Below are 18,335 nucleotides of genomic sequence, written 5' to 3' on the forward strand. Positions count from 1 at the left end.
TTTATTTCCCGACGAGAATGAACGGAATGTCCGCCCGTTTAATGTAATTGGAGACATCAGATATCACAAAAAAGACATCAACCAAGACCTGCTAAGTTTAAAAGAATTAATGTTAAGCGGTCGATGCATGCATCGACCCTACGGATAACGTGGAAAATTCAGCCTAAAATGTCCCTCCCTGTAGGGTCGAAGCATGCTTCGACCGGTATCCAAAATCCAGAATCCAACATTAAACATCGAATTAATTAATTATTACTGATATGCATAGTTCGGAGTTCCTACATCTTCGATGTAGGATGACGTGGTCTTGTAGTGAGGAAACAAAGACTCTTCGCTTCGCTCTGAGTTGTAAGGGGAAGGTAGGTGAAAAGAGGCGGGCGATGCATGCATCGCCCCTACAAACTACTGTGAAATAAATCTCACATTATTTCGCACATTTCCTATCTAACAGCGGAGCGATCTCCTATCTCACATCTAGCAGCGAAGCGGTCTCTCCTATTGTACCTCTTACCATTTCAATTCCTTTTATTAAGCATCATTTTCTTTCATTTACTATCAGCCCCTATTATTATACATTCTGAGTATAGGGATTTTATGTTTCAAGCATTATATTTACCGGAGAAATAGAAAAATAAGTCATGAGAAAATTAATCATTAGCACGGGAATCCTTTTTACTTGTTTAACAGCTTGCCAAAATCCGCAGCAACAAAGCACCGAAACCAATAACACGGAGACCACAGCAAGTATTCCTGCGCCAAGCTTAATTACTTATCAGATTTTAGGAACTATACCTCATGACACGCAGTCCTTCACAGAAGGTTTTCTAATTCATGGCAAAGACCTGTACGAAGGAACCGGATTGGAGAAAATGACTAAGCTCATCAAAACCGATACGGCAAGTGGTAAATCGCAGGTATTGAATGATGCTTTCGATGATAAAATCTTTGGAGAAGGAATTACCATTTTGAACGACAAGCTGTATCAATTGACTTATAAAAATAACTTGATTTACGTGTATGATCTAGCTAACCTAAAAAAACCAATTGCTACTCATAATTGGCCAAAAGAAGGTTGGGGAGCGACAAATGATGGCACCTCATTGATCTTTGGAGACGGGAGCTCCAAAATCTATTTTGTAGATCCTCAAAGCATGCAGGTAAGCAAGGAATTGATCGTCAAGGATAATACTGGTGAAGTTGATCGCATTAATGAGCTGGAATATATTGATGGTTTTATTTTCGCCAACAGATGGGGCACCGAATTTATCTACAAGATCGATCCAAATTCTGGAAATATCGTTGGCAAAATAAGTTTTGAAGGGATTATTCAGCAATATGACAAGAATTTCATAGCAGATGAAGACAATGTTTTAAATGGCATTGCCTATGATCCAGGACAGCAAGTATTATTTATTACCGGCAAGAATTGGCCATTAACTTTTAAAATCAAGTTAAATCAATAATAAATTGAGCTTTTTATTGTTATATTGTACTCACTAAAACATTTTAGTAAAATTTAGACCCTTTCAGGAGTCCAATTCGATATTTACTTAAAAAAATAAAATTTCTATTTTTACTTCATTCTAACTTTATAGGGAAATAGGATTATTATGCTAACGAATACCAATGAAATAGGTCAAGATGTCCAAGGGTTAATCCAAGGGGACATTCGTTCATTTGAACGTATCTATAGACGGTATGCCGACCCGTTATTTCGCTATATTCTGAAGTTGACCAAAAACGAAGAACAAGCCTTGGATATTGTTCAGATGACTTTTATTAAGATCTGGAATAAACGAGAATCGGTTAACATAGAGAAATCCTTTCAAGCATTTATATACCATATTTCCAATAATCTAGCCATAGATTACTTAAGACAGGTTGCAAAGGATCAGCAAAAACAGTCCGAATTATGGCACTATAGTGAACAAATGGGCCTATCGGTTGAAGAAGAATTTATTTTAAAGGAAAAGTCAGCATTAGTCAATCAATTGATTTCCCAACTTCCAAAGCAACAAGAACAAGTTTTTCGACTTTGTAAATTAGAAGGCTACTCCTATGCCGAAGCGGCAGAAGCCCTACAAATCTCCCCCTCTACTGTATCTAATCACCTAACCGCAGCAGTGAAAACAATTCGAGAATTACTCGATAAAAACAAAGACACACTACTTTTTATTTTATTCATTATCAAAGGTTTACTATAAAAAAGAAAAAATATTCATTTTAGACTAGTGTGTTTATAGCTCTTCCTTCGTATTAGCGTATATAACCAAAAATAAACATGCCGTTAGCCTTTGAATTAAAATCTCTTTTTGAGAAATACTTACGGAATTCCATATCAGAGACTGAGTTTAAACGACTCTTTGTCTTGTTAGAAGATTTCACTGACGAAGAGATTATCCAATGTCTCCAAGAAATTCAAGCATCTAATCCAGAATTGGGCATGACGTCCATGGATGAACATATACATGTAGAAGGATTAAACGAGAAAATTGGCTCCATTTGGAATAAATTAGAGGAGCATGCTCAAACTAGCCTATCTATAAGTCAAGAGGAGTCTGATAACGTGAAGCACATCAATCCTTGGAAGAAATACATTTCATGGGCATCAGTTGCTGCAGCTATACTCATCATTTTTGGTATTACCTGGTACAATCGTCCTGAAAAAGAAATTACAAGCACGGAGAATCCTACACTAGCTTTGGTTGAGCCAATGGAGAACCAATCCACATTGACACTTCCAAATGGTAAAAGTATCGTGATTGAAGATGATAAAAATGGACTTTTATATCATGATGAGACCTATATAGTAAGCAAGGGAGACAATAATGAAATTGTATTTGAACTAAAAGATAAGACCGCGGCAACTGAGGAAATAGCCTTTAGCAGTATAAAGACTTCCACAGGCGGATTCACATCCTTTAAATTGCCTGATGGATCTAAAGTCTGGTTAAGTAGTGAATCATCTTTGCGATTTCCGACACAGTTTGCTTCGGATAAGCGTGTGGTTTACTTAGATGGAGAAGGATATTTCGAGGTTGCAAAAAATCCAAATGCTGTTTTTCAGGTACAGACTAGCAGCCAAACTATTGAAGTATTGGGAACACATTTCAACGTAAGAGATTATGCGGATGAGGCGATGAAGCAAACTACTTTGGTAGAAGGAAAAGTCAAAGTAATATCCAAAGGAAGTTCACCACAAGCTCAATACTTGAGTCCAGGTGAACAAATTACCTTAATAAATGCTGAGTTAATTAAGAAAACGGTAGATAGTAAGGAAGTGATGGCATGGCTTTCCAATAGATTTATCTTTGATAATAAGCCTTTGAACCTATTGATTAAGGATTTGGAGCGTTGGTATGGCGTCGAGTTTGTCCTTCCTAATGAGGAGATCGGGAAGCAAGGTTATTATGCCAACCTATCTAGGGATCTGGACCTATCCGCTATCTTGAATGCACTTTCAGTAGGTACACAAACGAAGTTTTCTATTGTAAAAAGGAGGGTCTATGTGAATCCTTAATGTAGAAGAAAAACTTTATCCAAAGTTTGATATAAACAACAACTATATATTTTCACACTTTATATAACCTGTAGGATTTGGCTGGTCTACATGGCCAGTCAATTACTAATAACCAAAAACAAATTATGATAACTAAAAAAATTGATACCCATCAATTTAAGGGCAAGAGGTATGTAAAAAAACGTGGAGAAAAGCGAAGTAAGCTTTTACGTCCAAAGTTGATAATACTGTTCTTTTTGTGTCTTTATTTACCAAGTCTAGGTTTTGCCATAGGCCAAGAAATAACATTAAATGTTCGCCAGGCAAGCCTGAAATCAGTTTTGGAGAACATTCAAAAACAGAGTTCCTGCAATGTATTGGCAAAGGAGCAGTATTTTAGAATTTCGAAACTAGTCACTATAAATGTTAAAAATGCTGATATAAAAACGGTATTAGATGAGATTTTTAAAGATCAGCCCCTATCCTATCAATTCAGTCAAAACGTTATTACGATTACAGAAGCTCCTAAACCAGCAAAAACAGCAACCGTTCAGCAAATTCAAGCTTCAGGAATTGTTCGTGATGAAAATGGCAAGGCCATAGTCGGCGCAACTGTCCAGGAAAAAGCAGGTACAAACAAAATTGCAACCGATAATAACGGTAGGTTTTCCATACCTGTTAAAAGTTCAAATGCGGTACTACATATATCGGCAATTGGTTTTGAGTCCAAGGATATTACTTTTCGTGGAAACGATTTAAGCATTACCTTAGTCTCCTCCGATCAGAATATTGAGGAGGTAGTTATTACAGGTTACCAAACTATCCGAAAGCGTAATTTTACTGGGGCATCCACAACACTAAAGGCGGAGGATATTCGTCGGGACGGGGTTGCCGATGTCAGTAGGATGTTAGAAGGCCAAGTTGCTGGTGTGACGGTTCAAAACGTATCAGGAACATTTGGAGCTGCACCTAAAATTCGTGTTCGTGGTGCGACATCCATTACCGGAGAAAACAAACCTTTGTGGGTAGTGGATGGTATCGTGTTGGAAGATGTAGTAAACATCTCGAATGAGCAATTGTCAACAGGAGACCCTAGCACCTTATTGGGTTCGGCAGTAGCAGGTATAAATCCGGATGATATTGAAACCTTTGAGATCTTAAAAGATGCCGCTGCCACCTCTTTATATGGTGCTCGTGCCATGAATGGTGTGGTAGTTATTACCACAAAGAAAGGTAAGGCTGGAAAATTGATTACATCCTACACAGGGAACTTTACAACATCATTAAAGCCAAGTTATAATTCATTCGATATCTTGGACTCTTACAACCAAATGAAAATCTTCAATGAAATGGAAATGAAGGGCTGGTTGACCTATACTAAGATCTTAACCCAAAGCCGCTATGGTGTATACGGTACGATGGCAAAGGAATTGGGTTATGATGAAAAAACAGGAACTTTCCCATTATTAAACGACCCGGATGCAAAATCAAAGTACTTAAGTCGTTTTGCGCAAATCAACACCAATTGGTTTGATCAATTGTTCAATAACTCCTTGCGTCAAGAGCATGCAATTTCCATCAGTGGTGGTAGCGAAAAGAATCAAACCTACGCTTCTACCAGTTTCCTTCAAGATGAAGGATGGGCTAAAGGAAACCAAGCTAAAAGGTTAACTGCCAACATTCGTACTTCCTTTGTACCGAATGATAAATTAACTTATGGATTTATTGCTACTGCTTACATCCGTGATCAGAATGCTCCAGGAACGCTACAACGCTCTACTAAAAACGAAGGAGGATTTAATCGAGAGTTCGATATTAATCCTTTTAATTACGCCTTAAATACCGCCAGAACGGTTCCATTGTACAATGAAGACGGAAGTCTCTTTTACGTTCGAAATAACTACGCCAAATTCAATATCCAAGAGGAATTGGAAAACAATTATTTGGATATCAAAGGAACAGATTTCAAGTTGCAGGGTGAGTTGAGGTATAAGATCATTCCTACCCTAACCTACTCATTGGATGCGGCTTATCGCTATATCAAAACTTCACAAGATCACATTATTCAAGAGGCCTCCAATATGCCTAGAGCATTTCGTGCAGGTTCTGTATATGATGAAGATGGTCAAAATTCTACCATCGCTAATCAAAACCCTTACTTATTCCGCGATTTAAATAATGTGGAAGGAGAACCAGTTTCTGTTTTGCCATATGGAGGTTTCCGCAATAGAAATGCTATTGATATGGATAACTATACCTTCCGTAATTCCCTTAACTTAAATCAGAAGTTTTCAGAAGACCATCGCGTGGATGTTTTTGCATTCCAAGAACTACGTTATGTTCAGCGAAATACATCAGATTACCGAGGCGTAGGCTATCAGTATGATCGTGGTGGTATTCCAAATATAGATCCAGCCATCTTTTACTATTATGCCAGTCGTGGTGAAACTTATTACAGTGCACAGCCTACTTTTGAGCGTTATTTAGCCTTCGCAGGGACAGGAACTTATACCTTCCGCGATAAACTTAATATTGGAGGAACTGTTCGCTATGACGGTACCAATGCTTTAGGTAAAAGCCGCATTGGTCGTTGGTTACCAACTTGGAATGTCAGTTCATCCTGGAACGTAGATGGCGAACCATGGTTTAATAAGCAAAAAGTACTTTCTACATTAAAACTTCGAACAAGTTATGGCTTAGTTGGTAGTATTGGTATAGCCAAGAATTCGGGATTAATACTTCGTAACTCACTATCTCCACGTCCGTATTTGAACCAGAATGAGCCCATCATGAATATTGAGCGATTAGCCAATACCGAATTGACTTGGGAGAAGATGTATAAGTGGAACTTGGGAACAGATATGTCATTTTTGAATGGTCGCTATCAATTAACCGTAGATTATTACGCCCATAATAGTTTTGACTTAATCGGTGATTTAAGGACATCTTCCATAGGAGGTGAAACCATTAAAACCGCCAATTACGCGAACCTTAAGGCGCAAGGATTGGAAGTTACTATTGGGGCCACCATCGTTAAAAACGATACATGGAAATACCATACTTCGTTAAATTTGGGATACAACAAGTCGAAGATTGAGGATCTACGAGGCAACCCTACCATCAATGTATTGAGTTCACCTAATGGAGGTGCAGTCATTGGATATCCGCAAAGGGGATTATTCTCCGTAAGGTTCTTGAACCTTTCACCGGTAAACGGGGCTCCTGTTTTTGTGAATCAAGAAGGGGAATCAAGCAGTAACGTCTATATGAACTCTCCATTCATTAACAACTTGGTTTACGAGGGGCCATTAGATGCTACCCTTGCTGGAGGTTTCAACAATATTTTAAGCTATAAAAATCTACAATTAAATGTTCTAATCACAGGTTCTATGGGAAACAAAATCCGAATGAACCCTGCCTTTTTCGACAATTACACAGATTTAAATGCTCTTTCATGGGATTTCTTAAATCGTTGGGTTCTTAATTCGGATAATGAAGTACCTTCTATATTAGGACGAAGAGAGGCGCAATTACTGGATGGCACCTTTCCAAACAGTGCTTATAACTTTTCAGATCAACGAGTTGCTGATGGTGGATTTGTCCGTCTAAAACAAGCACGTCTAAGCTATAATCTTCCAGCGAAATGGATGAATTCCATCAAGTTTAAAACAGCGACCATCAGTTTAGTGGGGAATAATATGTTTTTGATCTATGCAGACAAGCGATTGAATGGTCAAGACCCTGAGTTCTTCGCTTCTGGAGGTGTTGCACTTCCTTTATCACGCGATTATACCTTTTCAGTAAAACTGGGATTCTAACCTTAATACGAACAAACATGAAATTTAAGATAACAAAAATCAGCCTCTTGTCCCTTTTACTTTTCACTGCCTGTGACAAGTATTTAGAAGTTGATCCGGACAATAGAGCCATATTAAATTCACCGCAAGCAGCGAGAGAGCTATTGGCGACCGCATATCCACAGGCATCATATGTCATGATGTCGGAAAGTATGAGTGACAACTTTACGGATAAAGGGCCATTTGGTGGTTCAGTGGTAAATCCTGTCAACCGTGATGTATATAAGTTCATCGAGAATATACAGAGCAACGGAGAGGATTCACCAGATTTTTATTGGGCAGCTTGTTATAAAGCTATTGCCGCAGCTAATCAAACCTTAAAATATATCGAGGAGCAAAAGGATGCGAAGGAACTTCTACCCTATAAAGGCGAAGCTTTACTTTGTCGTGCCTATGCACATTTTATGCTAAGTGTTTTCTTTGCCAGACCTTATAATGATGTGAATCCAGAAGCTAATCCAGGAATTCCCTATGTAACTGAAGTGGAGGATGTAGTGATTAAAAAATACGAGCGTGGCAATGTCAAAGATTTATATGAGAAGATTCAGCAGGATATAGAAACCGGAATTCCATTAATAAATGATGATGCAATAGCAAATACCGATGCTACCGCCTATCACTTTACAAAGCGCTCGGCACAAGCCTTTGCAACCAGATTCTTTTTGTTCAAGAAGGATTATGAGGCTGTAAAAAAATACAGCAAATTGGTATTTCCAGGTAATGATATTATATCTAACAGTATTCGAGATGTCGCGAAGTATAAAATCCTTCCCTACTATGTTTTGGAACAAACCTGGTCATCCACTGCAGAGCCTACAAACCTTTTGATGGCTACCACACCATCACAAATCAATGGATATCCTTATTTGAGGTATGGCACAAATGGCGCCTTTGCTACAGCGTTTATGTGGAAGACCCCTCCTATTCCAAGTACAAATTATGCATGGAACCTCTATGGTCAAGAGAATTTTTATAACATTCCAAAATTCAGAAGCTATTCGTTCAATCAAAAGAATTACAACATTGCCATTTTATTAACGGCAGATGAAGTATTGTTCAATTGGGCGGAAGCTAGTATTGAAACCGGAGATTATGCCAAAGCATTGGAATTATTCAACTTGTACATCAAGAAAAAACTAATTACCAATAGATCTAGTATTCCTGATTTAACTGAGGAAAATTTAAAAGAGGCTTTCAAGACTGGCTCAACCACCTTACGTTACGATTATTACATCGCTGGATTATTAGACTTTAAGCGTCGTGAATTTGCTTTTGAAGGAATGCGTTGGTTGGATATGATCAGGCATCGAATTCCTGTACATCACATCGTTCAAGATGAAGCTGCTCCTGTTGTTGTGGGTGCCAATGACCCTAGGAGAATTCTACAGATACCATTGGAAGTACAGATGAGTGGTGTAGAAAGGAACCTTCGATAATTAAAAATTTAAATGATGAACAAAATGAAAGCTAACATTATAAAAACAGATATCATCCGAATACTAATAGCACTTTTGCTTTGCCCATTAGTATTTTCATACACTTCATGTAATAAGGATGCAGCTTTGCCTAATGATCCAATTGATAACTTGGGTGGCTATAAACCTGAAGGTAATCCGGAAATTGATGCATGGATAAAAAGTAATTTGACACAGCCTTTTAACATCGCTGTAAAATATCAATACGACCCTTTTGAGATTGACTATATGAAGGTTACTACCCCACCAAAGGAGGATTACGTAATACCGACTATGCGCCTTGTACTTTCTTGTATGGCCAATCCTTACCTGAAAAATAGCGACAGTACCTTTGTCAAAAAAATCATTCCTAAACTCTGGGTATTGGTTGGTAGTGCCCAATATAATAATGACGGGACTATGGTTTTAGGCCAGGCAGAGGGTGCCAATAAAATCACCATTATGGATGTCAATAAATATGCTCCAAATGAGCAATTTGCCATCAATACCAATTATACGGTACACCATGAAACGGCGCATATCCTACACCAGACAAAATTGTATTCGCAACAGTTCAAATTTGTAAACCCAGAGTATTATACAGCGACTTGGCATAACTACTCGGACAAGGAAGCATTTGATTTAGGTTTTGTTAGAAACTATGCAATGGCATCATCAGATGAGGATTTTGTAGAGACTATTGCCTTTTTATTGGTGAAGGGACAGCAGGCATATAATGACATCATCAGCAATTCTTCCGCTGCAGGAAAAGAGCGTTTGAGAATCAAAGAACAGTTGGTGGTGGAATACTTTAAAGACAAATGGAGTATTGACTTTAGACAATTGCAAACCGATGTCAGAGCAGGCATTAGCAGTTATATCAACGAGAATAATTAATTCTACCAATAAACCGCAGTAACCATGAAATTAAACCATATTATTCAGACAAGTTTAGGATTATTGAGTGTAGGTCTCCTGTTAATTTCAGGGTGCCAAAAGAGTCAAGACCTAACAAATATAGCCACAGATAAGATTGACCATAATTTTATCAATTATGATTCTCTATTGGCAACAAGTAAATCGGGATGGAAGTTTTTAGCTTATCCAGATATCAAGAAAAACCCAACCAATAAAGGTGGATTTTCCTTTTTCATGCAATTTGACAGAGCTAATCAACGTGTGAAGATGGTTGGAGATTTCACAAAGGAAATGCGTGAGCAACCTAATGTCAGTGCTTATGACCTGAAGTTCACTTCATTAACTACAATTTCTTTTTCTACTTACTCCTATCTACATTTTATTGCTGACCCCAATACCATGGAAAATGGAGGTCAAGATATGGGATGGGGACATCGTGTCGACACCGAATACTCTTTTAAGGATGTCAGTACTAACCAGGACACCATCTACTTAAAAGGTAACTTGCAAAACACCACTGCTTTCTTGATCAGGGCAACGGATAAGGATGAAAGCGAGCTAATGAATGGGAAGCAATACAATTCGGTCATTGATGCCTTTAGTAAAGCAAACCAAGGTAAGGTAGGTCTCCATGTAAAGACTGGGAATACCTTAAGTACGATGACCATAAGTTTGGATCAAAGGCAAATAGTTTTTGCTAAAGAGGTTAATCAGGACTCCATATACATTCATAAATCAGGATTGGCCTACAATGGCTCCAACAGTATTCTCCTAGGGGAAGCTTATGAGGTTGATGGGCACTTTGTCAAGGAGTTAAGATTAGAAAGCGGACAAATAAAGGCTTACGATTCACAGGGTAAAAACCTGGAAGTGGTCGAGCAAGAATTTCCGATTATATCCGCATTCAAAATGTTCCAGACAGGAGCTTATTCATCCATACAGATCCCTTACAATAATACCAATTGGATCCATGGATTTGTAGCAGATAATTTGGATTGGCCACATTACAGACAGGTCATGAAATTTTTAGGGAATACCGTTTCATCAGACCTTGGAATTGGTTTGGGGATTTTCACTTCTTCAATTCGTTTTTACGGTGTAAAACTTGATTTTAAAAGTATTCAAAAACGGATTATGTTTAATATTAACCTAGGTTTATTTGATACAGATAGACCTGATGCGCCAGCACCAAGCTCAAAAGCAGCTGATGAATTCTATAATAAATTTAGTTTTCCATACCAGTTTAGATATACTTTCAATAACGACGAGGTGTTCACGATGTATTATGAAGGCCCTCAATTTGTGTATGCGGCACAATTTCCAAACCTAAAAAATGCCTTTAAGAATTCCGTGGTCGATGGGGAATATTCCTTGAGGTATACTAAATCTAATAGGGAGTTATTAATTGCATTCTATGACAAAAGGGCGAACGAGGTTTTATTTGAGGGAAGACCATACTAACCTATAACCAAACAGAACATGAAAAAGATAATATATATCAGTTTACTTACCTTGATTTTTGCGGTGAGTTCCTGTAAAAAAGATAGTTTTAACACGTTTGAGATTGAGAAGGCTAATCCTGTAACGGATAGTTTATTGCAGGCTAAATACCTTACACCATTTCAACAAGCAGGTGTAATGGAGGTGACTTTAACCCCAAAGGGAAATGAGGTAAAACAAGTTTTTTATTTTTTTAAGGGGTCGGGTACTAAAATTAACATGGTTGGTAAAAGCCGAAAATTTGCAACACCTGCGGAAGTTGATGTAAAATATGCGACTACCCCAGTAACGGCAACAATAGATTTTACAGAATCCTCGTTATTTTCCTCCATCATCACGGATCTCGGGAGCGAGTTAACTCGAGGAGCTGATTACAGTTACGCCTTCACCAAGGTACATGAAAATGGTTTTGAGTTGGAAGGTATTCAATATGGCGATAAATTGACGGTTCGCATTCTTGATCCAGCATCTAAAGAAGCAAAATATATTGCAGATGGTGGGATTCAGAAGGATTATGAAGCGCAAGATCGTTTCTATTATGCTACTCCATTTATCAGTTTTGATGTAGAAGGTAAACCTGTACAGATGGTTGTAGACCCTAATTTTTCAGGAACATGGTTATTTTATTCCAATGCAAAAAGTGAAGTGGACTGGCAAAATAATACGACCTCCTATTTACCGACTGTTAGCCATGGTCTATCCTATATCACGTCTAGCTTGGGTGACACATTAAGATTCAATAAAGAGGTTCCTATCAAAAATGTGATTTTAAAGGGCTTGGTGTGGAATGCTGAAAGGACCAAATACAAGGCATTAATCCAAGAAAACAATCAGGAAAAATTGGTGGATATGAAGGAACAGACCGTACCATTCTATTCATTTACGGAAGAAAGAACATTTGAATTGGGTGAGACGCTTGAAAGAGAGTTTTACTTTTCAAAAGCTACCATCGAGGAAAAGATGATATATGATATTGTGAACAGAGTAAAACTTCCAACAAAGTTTAAAATAGATTTTGATAAGTTATCTTCTGATGCCAATTATAGTGCAGGATGGTCCCCAGAATTGAAAGGACAATTATTAGCCATACGAAATAAGGCAAAAGAATTAAATCCGGATAAAAACATCACCTCATTTGAATTTGATTTCGCTAAGAGTAGGGATTTCTTTGTTGCCTATGAATTGGATATCCATATAGGTTTATTGGCCAAATATAAAATTATGATGGACAAAAATGGTGTAAAGGACTCCATACAATATACCAATAACATTCTTGCCTTTAAGGTGGACCTTATCACCTTTACCGATCATAAGTTTTACGGATTCGATGATCCTGTATCAGTTTCAATGAAAGTTCCTGAAAACACCAGTGCAGCTCATAAAATATGGCCTCAGCTCTACGAATTCTTAAAGAACTTTGATGATGCTGTAACTCATATCAACTATTTACCGGCATTACAAGCCAATCAACCTATGCGAATTCAAATGAAAAGCTTAAAAACGAATAGGCAGTTTGTAGTGGATGGAATAGTTCCGAAATAAGTAATTTTTCCATAATGTTTCATAAAGTTAGCCTGGCGCAATTGTCGTCAGGCTTTTTTATTTATTATCAACCATTAATAGCCAAATGCCTATAACTGCAATTAAAAACAGGAATAAAAAAATAAGGGCCGAACAAGAATGTCCAGCCCAATATGTAGGATAGTTAATGTGTGTATTTATGACCTCTAATTATTGACCTAGGATCCAGGCAAAAATTAAAGGGGCCACAATTGTAGCATCTGATTCGATGACGTAACTAGGTGTATCGACATCGAGTTTTCCCCATGTGATCTTTTCATTCGGGATACAACCGGAATAAGAACCATATGAAGTTGTAGAATCGGTGATTTGGCAATAGTAACGCCATTTTTGGATATTGTGTTTTTCCATATCCTGCTCTAACATAGGAGCAACACACATGGAGAAATCACCTGCAATACCACCACCGATTTGAAAGAAACCGATACCATGGCCTACGGCATTCTGCTCATAGAAGTTGGCTAACCAAACCATGTATTCAATTCCACTTTTTACCGTAGAGGCTTTTAACTCGCCTTTAATCACATAGGAAGCAAAGATATTACCCATGGTAGAATCTTCCCATCCTGGTACTACGATTGGCAAATTTCGCTCTGCAGCAGCCAATAACCAAGAGTTCTTAGGATCAATTTCATATTCATCCTTCAAAACACCACTTAATAGTAACTGATACATGTACTCATGTGGAAAATAACGCTCTCCGTTTTCCTCAGCGGTCTTCCAAATCTTTTCAATATGATGTTGGATTTTACGGAAAGCTTCTTCTTCCGGGATACAGGTATCCGTAACGCGGTTGTATTTATTCTGTAATAAATCCCACTCATCTTGAGGGGTTAAATCACGGTAATTTGGTATTCTTTTATAATGTGAATGGGCCACAAGATTCATGACATCTTCTTCAAGATTGGCACCAGTACAGCTAATGATATCGACTTTTCCTTGGCGAATCATTTCTGCTAAAGAGATTCCAAGTTCCGCCGTACTCATAGCTCCCGCTAAGGAAACTAGCATCTTCCCTCCTGCTGTTAGGTGTGCCTCATATCCTTTTGCCGCATCAACCACTGTAGCAGCATTGAAATGCAAGAAGTTTGTTTCTAAAAATTGGGAAACTGGACCTTTTTTATTCTCCATTTTTTGTTTGTTTTAATTGTGTTGTTAAAAATCAAAAAGACAGTAGATGCATGTTGCCTGCTGCCTCTCTTCCTATGCTTGCTTATTAGATTCTCCTGATATTAAAAATTGGATTAATAACAGGGTTAGAAATAAGCGGTGCTAAGTTAGGAAGAGGAATTATGAATTTTTTTAACCAATGTTAAAAAAACAGGACAAAATAGGTATAGTATGGAGATTTTATGATGAATTTTAATTAGGATTTGGAATATTCCGTGGACCTTCCTGCTTCATAGGTAAAGTAGATTTCAAATAGATTAGGTTTTCCTTTTTAAAATAATAGGCACGGACTTCTGCATCTTCAAAAAATTGTTTGAATATAAAGGAGGCACTCATTTCTGGATCAGTTTGTTTAAACTGTATCGTTTTTTTAGGAACATTTAATTCTTCATTAGAATCTTGATCAGAAAGATCCTTCCGAATTTTAACCCATGCCGATTGCTTCGCTTTAATAGTTTCTTTAGCTCCATCTTCGTTAATGTTTAATAGTATTTGTCCTTTATCCAAAAAGCTAATGCTGCTATTGGATTTATTCGATTTGCTCAAAATGATTAGGTCCTCTCCCAAATGGGATAAATCCATAAACCACTTCCCTTTTAAGACATTTTGAGGATCTCTGTTTGGAGATTGAATTGTTTTGGGTGTCGATTGGGCAAATAGAGATTGAGAAGTGGATAAACCAATAAGAATAAGACAGACGGAAATAAGAAATTTTAATTTCATGATATGTGTATTTGTGCGAAAAACTATTAAGTTAGTGTCTTAAAGGTGTAACAAATATGAAGCCATTCTTTGATGTTTTGGGGATTTTAAGTTTAGAGATAATTTACATTATAGCTCAAACTTTTCGTATATTTAGCTAATGAAATTATCAGATTAGCATTATTTAACAACATATCGTAACTGGAAGCAATAATTTATTGCTTGTATTTCTATTGTTAATTTTTAAATGCTTTTAAAATGAATAATTTTTTCGAAAGCCCTTTCAAAGGCAAAATAATTAAAGATCACATTACCAATCCTAATATAATTTCAGGCAAGTATTCGTACTATTCTGGATATTATCATGGTCATTCTTTTGATGATTGTGCTAGATATTTATTCCCAGACAGAAATGATGTTGACCGATTAATAATCGGTTCATATTGTTCTATTGGCAGTGGTGCAAGCTTTATTATGGCCGGTAATCAAGGACACCGGTATGACTGGATATCAAGTTTTCCATTTTATTATATGCCAGAAGTTGAAACTTTTAGTCAAAGCGAGGATGGCTTTAAGAAAGCTGGTGATACCATCATAGGTAATGATGTCTGGATTGGTAGTGAAGCGATGATCATGCCGGGAGTTAAAATCGGAGATGGTGCTGTAATCGGTAGTCGAGCTTTAGTCACTAAAGATGTTCCCCCCTACGCTATTGTTGGAGGAAATCCTGCAAAATTGATCAAGATGCGATTTTTTGATCGTCATGTAGAAATGCTCCTGGAAATGAAATGGTGGGATTGGAACGATGATATGCTGCGTGATGCCATACCAATCCTATGTTCAAATGACATAGAGCTTCTTTATAAATTCTATCAATCTAGAGACAGTTCAAACTCACTTCTTTAATTTCAAGAAATGTTGAACTTTTCAAAATTGACAGAGTAGAATTATTCCTTATCCTTTGGATCAATAAACGGGCTTTTCATCAGGTACATAAATGTTTGTCGCTTTGGATCTTCAAATTCGACTAGTCCATACTTCATTTCTGAGCGAGTTAATGTTTTGAAGGTTCGGAATAAGCGATCCCAAATGATGAAAATATCGGCATAATTGCTATCGGTATAGAACTGATTTTGTTGGTGGTGAACACGATGGTGATCAGGCATAACGAATAGTAAACCGAAGGTTTTATTGATCCAAGAAGGATAATTGAGATTGGCGTGTTCAAGAAATAAAAAGATATTCAGGATAAAGTAATATAAGGCCATGGAAAATACATCGGTACCAAACAAGGTTGCTGTGAGCACATTGCCAACCTGATAAACCAAGATCATTTCCAACGGATGGAATCTGAAGGTCGTTGAAGAGTCCATCTTGACATCGCTATGGTGCACTCGATGCAATCGCCATAGCAAAGGCACCTTATGCGCCGCCCTGTGTATCCAATAAGTCGTAAAATCGTACAGAATAACACTCACAATGAGTTTTACCCATATTGGTAATTCAAATAGGAACAACAGTCCTATTCGCTGTGCATTGAGCCATTCCATAAGTTTTACTTGCCATACTAAGACAAATAGGTTGAGTAAGGTCAATGAAATTAATAATAGTAAATTCTGAATTAAATGTTCTCCGCGCCGGCGGAAAGAAAATGGATTGGATAACACTTGCTCCATCAGAAAGAACAAGGCCAATAATCCAATTATGACATAATTAGAATTGATGTTTAGGATTTTTTCGAGCATTTCCATAACGTTGGTGTTTTAATGATTAACCAGTTGAAATAAGTGCAAGTCGAAATAATAATGGTGTTAGATAAATATTTATGCTTGGAACAAGCATGAATTAATTGGAATTGGCAGATAGAATTAAAGTATTAAATTATAAAGAATAATTTAATTTACAAAGAAGTTTTTTTGAGAGAGATTTGGGAATGTTATTGGGTAGATTGTTCGATGGAAATTTTATTAAAACATAAAGCTTATCCTGGAAATGAATAAGCTCTACGTTTCTTATTATACTGTTTTTGATTTATTCAATTTCTCATGAGAATTGAATTGCTTTTTAATTTAAAATATGACTTGCCAATACTTTTTGTAAATCATATATATTGACTTGCTTATTGAATTTTTTCTGGATACTTGGTTGAGTTTCCCCAGATATCCATATTTTAAGTTCAGCATCTAAATCAAAGTGTCCTGCGGTTTCAATACTAAAGCGTGAGATACCTTTGTAAAGGATTGATTTATATTCGATTTTCTTCCCTGTCAGCCCTTGCTTGTCTACTACAATAAGCCTTTTATTAGTGAATAGAAATACATCTCTTATTAGTTTGAAGCCAATTTCAATTGTTTCATTGTCAACTAATAAATTGCCGAACTCATAATTAAGTTCCTCAGTTTTTGCAACACCCGCGTTGCCCATTAATGCGGAAAATAGTCCCATGGATAATAATTTATTGGTTTTTAAAATAATTTAGGTTATTCGTATTTGGGGGGTAATTTATGTATTTATTTTTGAATGTATTACTTTGAAAGTTTGATTTGGTATTAAAGTAAACCCATGTTCCAATTCTAATTATACATTTGGTAATACTTTGTTTTAATCAAATTAGAGAAGTTAATAAAACTTTTGAAAAACCTTCTTAAAAAAGGGTTCCCTTTATTTTAATATTTTCAATATTATTATATTGACCAGTATAAAAATATGTGTTCTGATCTCTTATGTAAATTTCATTATTAGGAACAATAAAGGGATTAAGACAATACGCGATCTGAAGCTTTACTACCACCAATAGAAAAGCAAAATGAAATAGTGAAACATATTGCAAGTAATTGAGCAGAAGCAAAACGTTTGCAAGGAGAGGCCGATACTATTTCAAAAAATACCAAAATAGAAGTAGAAAAAACAATATTATATATTCAAAATATTAGCTTTAATTATGATAAATTTTAATTTTAAGAAACAACCAGTAGTATCCGACAGCAAATCAACGAAAGAAGATCTTCAACGAGTATTAGATAAATTATATCGATGTAGAGATTTAGAGATTGCCAACTTATGGCAACGATCAGTATTTTTATCTGTTTTTTTGATTCTTTGTTTTACAGGACACGGATACCTTATCTTAGAAACGTATACTAAAGAAAAAGATCCCGCTGTTAATTCATTGATTATGGGACAAGTTATAAGTGTAATTGGAATTATTATGTCAATTATATGGATTTGTATGGCAAAGGGATCTAAGGCTTGGTATGAAGTGTATGAAGAAGGTATTGTTAATTTTGAACATAAACATTACGAGAAATTGGGTATACCATTTGAAAATGTAATGGGAAATATGAACATAGAAAGAAATAGTCTAGATAGTAATGTTTTTTCGACACATGGCGGTAAATTTTCTCCCTCTAAAATTAATATTGTAATAGGTCAAGTTTGCTTAATTTGGTGGTGTTTAAGTTACTTTTTGTATGTTGTTCAAATAATTTTCAGGTCTCTAAATGATGGTAAAATAATTTTAAAAATTGAAAGTATTTCAATTCTTTTAATAACAATTGTTTTTTTATTATTTTTTATTTTTAGATTTCATTTTATAATGAAAAGTGGCTTTCTAACAAAAGTAAAATAATATTCTATGCTTATTTTCAATTGCAA

Annotated in this window: 14 protein-coding genes; 10 read left to right on the plus strand and 4 right to left on the minus strand. The window is 36.4% G+C overall.

Going from position 1 to position 18,335, the window contains the following annotated elements; genetic code table 11:
* Positions 1-638: 638 nt before the first annotated feature.
* The 8 genes from ACP6L2_RS06415 to ACP6L2_RS06450 all read left to right on the plus strand — a co-directional run bounded on the left by ACP6L2_RS06415 (position 639) and on the right by ACP6L2_RS06450 (position 12,770).
* Positions 639-1,463 (plus strand): glutaminyl-peptide cyclotransferase, encoded by an 825-nt coding sequence (locus ACP6L2_RS06415; protein WP_440508437.1) that lies wholly within the window; start codon positions 639-641, stop codon positions 1,461-1,463.
* A gap of 147 nt (positions 1,464-1,610) precedes the next feature.
* Positions 1,611-2,204 (plus strand): RNA polymerase sigma factor, encoded by a 594-nt coding sequence (locus ACP6L2_RS06420; protein ID WP_440508438.1) that lies wholly within the window; start codon positions 1,611-1,613, stop codon positions 2,202-2,204.
* 77 nt (positions 2,205-2,281) lie between these two features.
* Positions 2,282-3,520, plus strand: coding sequence for a FecR family protein (locus ACP6L2_RS06425; RefSeq protein ID WP_440508439.1), 1,239 nt, complete (start codon positions 2,282-2,284; stop codon positions 3,518-3,520).
* A gap of 125 nt (positions 3,521-3,645) precedes the next feature.
* Positions 3,646-7,317 carry a SusC/RagA family TonB-linked outer membrane protein gene (locus tag ACP6L2_RS06430; protein ID WP_440508440.1) on the plus strand — a complete coding sequence of 1,224 codons (3,672 nt, stop codon included), beginning with the start codon at positions 3,646-3,648 and terminating at the stop codon, positions 7,315-7,317.
* A gap of 17 nt (positions 7,318-7,334) precedes the next feature.
* Positions 7,335-8,792 carry a RagB/SusD family nutrient uptake outer membrane protein gene (locus ACP6L2_RS06435; protein ID WP_440508441.1) on the plus strand — a complete coding sequence of 486 codons (1,458 nt, stop codon included), beginning with the start codon at positions 7,335-7,337 and terminating at the stop codon, positions 8,790-8,792.
* 24 nt (positions 8,793-8,816) lie between these two features.
* Positions 8,817-9,707 carry a substrate import-associated zinc metallohydrolase lipoprotein gene (locus tag ACP6L2_RS06440; protein ID WP_440508442.1) on the plus strand — a complete coding sequence of 297 codons (891 nt, stop codon included), beginning with the start codon at positions 8,817-8,819 and terminating at the stop codon, positions 9,705-9,707.
* A 24-nt stretch (positions 9,708-9,731) separates the two neighbouring features.
* Positions 9,732-11,189: a DUF4302 domain-containing protein gene (locus ACP6L2_RS06445; protein WP_440508443.1), complete on the plus strand. Its 1,458-nt coding sequence runs from the start codon at positions 9,732-9,734 to the stop codon at positions 11,187-11,189.
* Positions 11,190-11,207: 18 nt separating this feature from the next.
* Complete coding sequence (locus ACP6L2_RS06450) at positions 11,208-12,770, plus strand: hypothetical protein (protein ID WP_440508444.1); 1,563 nt, start codon at positions 11,208-11,210, stop codon at positions 12,768-12,770.
* Between the two features lie 189 nt (positions 12,771-12,959).
* Here ACP6L2_RS06450 and ACP6L2_RS06455 read toward each other — a convergent pair whose 3' ends face one another.
* Together ACP6L2_RS06455 and ACP6L2_RS06460 are read right to left on the minus strand one after the other, a co-directional pair.
* On the minus strand, positions 12,960-13,940 hold the full coding sequence (locus ACP6L2_RS06455) for a deoxyhypusine synthase family protein (protein ID WP_440508445.1): 981 nt from the start codon (positions 13,938-13,940) through the stop codon (positions 12,960-12,962).
* Positions 13,941-14,171: 231 nt separating this feature from the next.
* On the minus strand, positions 14,172-14,702 hold the full coding sequence (locus tag ACP6L2_RS06460) for a hypothetical protein (protein ID WP_440508446.1): 531 nt from the start codon (positions 14,700-14,702) through the stop codon (positions 14,172-14,174).
* Positions 14,703-14,939: 237 nt separating this feature from the next.
* On the opposite strand from ACP6L2_RS06460, the gene catB reads away from it, so the two are divergent.
* A complete protein-coding gene (gene catB / locus ACP6L2_RS06465) occupies positions 14,940-15,587 on the plus strand; it encodes a type B chloramphenicol O-acetyltransferase (RefSeq protein ID WP_440508447.1) in 648 nt (215 codons plus the stop codon).
* A gap of 41 nt (positions 15,588-15,628) precedes the next feature.
* On the opposite strand, the gene ACP6L2_RS06470 is transcribed toward catB, so the two are convergent.
* Positions 15,629-16,432 (minus strand): sterol desaturase family protein, encoded by an 804-nt coding sequence (locus tag ACP6L2_RS06470; protein WP_440508448.1) that lies wholly within the window; start codon positions 16,430-16,432, stop codon positions 15,629-15,631.
* A 313-nt stretch (positions 16,433-16,745) separates the two neighbouring features.
* Positions 16,746-17,126, minus strand: coding sequence for a PH domain-containing protein (locus ACP6L2_RS06475; RefSeq protein WP_440508449.1), 381 nt, complete (start codon positions 17,124-17,126; stop codon positions 16,746-16,748).
* A 496-nt stretch (positions 17,127-17,622) separates the two neighbouring features.
* Between ACP6L2_RS06475 and ACP6L2_RS06480 the strand changes: the two genes are divergently transcribed.
* On the plus strand, positions 17,623-18,309 hold the full coding sequence (locus ACP6L2_RS06480) for a RipA family octameric membrane protein (protein ID WP_440508450.1): 687 nt from the start codon (positions 17,623-17,625) through the stop codon (positions 18,307-18,309).
* Positions 18,310-18,335 lie beyond the last annotated feature (26 nt).

It is taken from the genome of Sphingobacterium lactis, assembly GCF_051951495.1.
GTDB lineage: Bacteria > Bacteroidota > Bacteroidia > Sphingobacteriales > Sphingobacteriaceae > Sphingobacterium > Sphingobacterium lactis_A.